Source organism: Kitasatospora sp. NPDC001095 (assembly GCF_053598615.1).
Window position 1 is genome coordinate 1 of the sequence record NZ_JBSFKQ010000130.1, and the last position, 2782, is coordinate 2782.

Annotated in this window: 1 protein-coding gene and 1 pseudogene; both read left to right on the forward strand. The window is 72.9% G+C overall.

What is annotated here, in order from left to right:
• A pseudogene (locus ACWDBB_RS36095) lies at positions 1-371 on the forward strand (type I polyketide synthase); the annotation flags it as partial.
• Between the two features lie 48 nt (positions 372-419).
• The coding region (locus tag ACWDBB_RS36100) for a type I polyketide synthase (protein WP_449793635.1) at positions 420-2782 on the forward strand (2363 nt) is incomplete at its 3' end.

Below are 2782 nucleotides of genomic sequence, written 5' to 3' on the forward strand. Positions count from 1 at the left end.
AGCTGCGCAACCGCCTCAACACGGCCACCGGCCTGCGGCTGCCCGCCACCCTGGTCTTCGACCACCCGAACCCCGCCGCGCTCGCGGACCACCTGGTCGCCGAACTCGTCGACGGCGCCGGCGCGGTGGCCGCGCCGCTGCCCGTGCTCAGCGAGCTGGACAAGCTCGAAACCCTGCTTCTCACCACGACCACCGACGGCGTCGAGCGCACGAAGATCACGCTGCGCCTGCAGAGCCTGCTGTCGAAATGGAGTGACGCACACAGTGCAACGGACGGTAGTGCTGCGGACCGCGACGCCGATCGGGAGCTCGAATCGGCCACCGGCGACGACATCTTCGACCTGCTCGACAAGGAACTCGGCCTCTCCTGACCTCCTGGGCGCAAGCTCACTGACCGCCTCCTGGAGGTGACGAAGCACATGACCACGTCTTCGAACGAAGAGAAGTACCTCGACTACCTGAAGCGCGTCACAGCGGACCTGCGGCAGGCCCGCAGGCAGCTGCGCGAGGTCGAGGAGCGGGACCTCGAGCCGCTCGCCGTCGTCGCCATGAGCTGCCGCTACCCCGGCGGCGTGCGCAGCCCCGAAGACCTGTGGAACCTGGTCGCGACCGGGACGGACGCGATCGCCGGCATGCCCACCGACCGCGGCTGGGACTTCGACGCGCTCTACGACCCGGACCCGGAGAAGGCCGGCAAGAGCGTCAGCCGCGACGGCGGGTTCCTGTACGACGCCAGCGAGTTCGACGCCGGCTTCTTCGGCATCTCGCCGCGCGAGGCGACCGCGATGGACCCGCAGCAGCGGATCCTGCTGGAGACCGCCTGGGAGACCTTCGAGCGCGCCGGCATCGACCCGTCCTCGGTGAAGGGCAGCCAGGCCGGTGTCTTCATCGGCGCGGCCTCCTCCAACTACGGCACCACCATGCACGCCGGCCTGGCCGGCCTCGAGGGCCACCTGCTGACCGGGAACGCCTCCAGCGTGGTCTCCGGCCGCATCGCCTACAGCCTCGGTCTCGAGGGCCCGGCGGTCACCATCGACACCGCCTGCTCCTCGTCCCTGGTCGCCCTGCACCTCGCCGCCCACGCCCTGCGCCAGGGCGACTGCTCGATGGCCCTGGTCGGCGGCGTCACCGTCATGACCACCCCCGGCACCTTCATCGCCTTCAGCCGCCAGCAGGGCCTGTCCGCCGACGGCCGCTGCAAGGCCTTCGCCGCCGGCGCCGACGGCACCGGCTGGTCCGAGGGCGTCGGCATGCTGCTCGTCGAGCGACTGTCGGACGCGCAGCGCCTCGGGCACCCGGTGCTCGCCGTGGTGCGCGGCTCCGCCGTCAACCAGGACGGTGCCAGCAACGGCCTGACCGCCCCCAACGGCCCCGCGCAGCAGCGGGTCATCCGCCAGGCCCTGGCCAGCGCCCGGCTGACCGCCGACCAGGTCGACCTGGTCGAGGCGCACGGCACCGGCACCCGGCTCGGCGACCCGATCGAGGCCCAGGCCCTGCTCGCCACCTACGGCCAGGAGCGCGGTGAGAACGGCGAGCCGCTCTGGCTCGGCTCGCTCAAGTCCAACCTGGGCCACTCCCAGGCCGCGGCCGGCGTCGGCGGCATCATCAAGCTGGTCATGGCCCTGCAGCACGGGCTCATGCCGCAGACCCTGCACGTGGACGAGCCCACCCCGCACGTCGACTGGGCCTCGGGCGCGGTCAAGCTGCTGACCGAGGCCCGGCCCTGGCCGGAGACCGGGCGCCCGCGCCGCGCGGCCGTCTCCTCCTTCGGCATCAGCGGCACCAACGCCCACACCATCCTGGAGCAGGCCCCCGCCCCCGAGGCGGCCGAGGCCGCCGAGGGCACGGAAGGCGCCCCAGGCGCCGGGCGGCCCGCGCGGGTGTCCGCACAGGTCCCCGTGCCGGTCTCGGGCCGCTCGGCGGAGGCCCTGCGGGCCCAGGCGCGGGCGCTGCTCGCCCACGTCGAGGGCCGGCCGGAGCTGGGCCTGGCCGACCTGGGCTACTCCGCGGTGCGCGGCCGCGCCGTCCTGGAGCACCGGGCCCTGGTGCTCGCCGAGGACCGGACGGCGCTCACCGCCGCGCTGCGCGCGCTGGCCGAGGGCGACGCCTCGGCCGACGTGGTGCGCGGTGTCGCGGCGACGCGAGGCCGGACGGCGTTCCTGTTCACGGGGCAGGGGAGCCAGCGTCCTGGCATGGGGCGTGAGTTGTACGAGGCGTACCCGGTGTTCGCGGACGCCTTCGACGCGGTCTGCGCGCGGGTCGAACTGCCGCTGCGGGAGGCGGTGTTCGGGGAGGACGCGGACGTTCTCGCGCGCACCGAGTACACGCAGCTGGCGCTGTTCGCGGTGGAGACCGCGCTGTTCCGGCTGGTGGAGAGTTGGGGGGTCCGTCCGGACTTCCTGGTGGGCCACTCGATCGGTGAGATCGCGGCCGCGCACGTGGCCGGTGTCCTGTCGCTGGACGACGCCGTCACCCTGGTTGCGGCGCGTGGTCGGCTGATGCAGGCGCTGCCGGAGGGCGGCGCGATGGTGGCGGTCAAGGCGACCGAGGCCGAGGTGCTGCCGCTGCTCACGGACAGCGTCAGCATCGCGGCGATCAACGGGCCTTCCTCGGTGGTGATTTCCGGTGACGAGGCCGAAGTTCTGGCGATCGCCGCTCAGTTCGAGAAGACCAAGCGTCTCGATGTCTCGCACGCCTTCCACTCGCCGCTGATGGACGGCATGTTGGCGGACTTCCGCCGGGTGGCGGAGGGTCTGACCTATTCGGCGCCGCAGATCGCCGT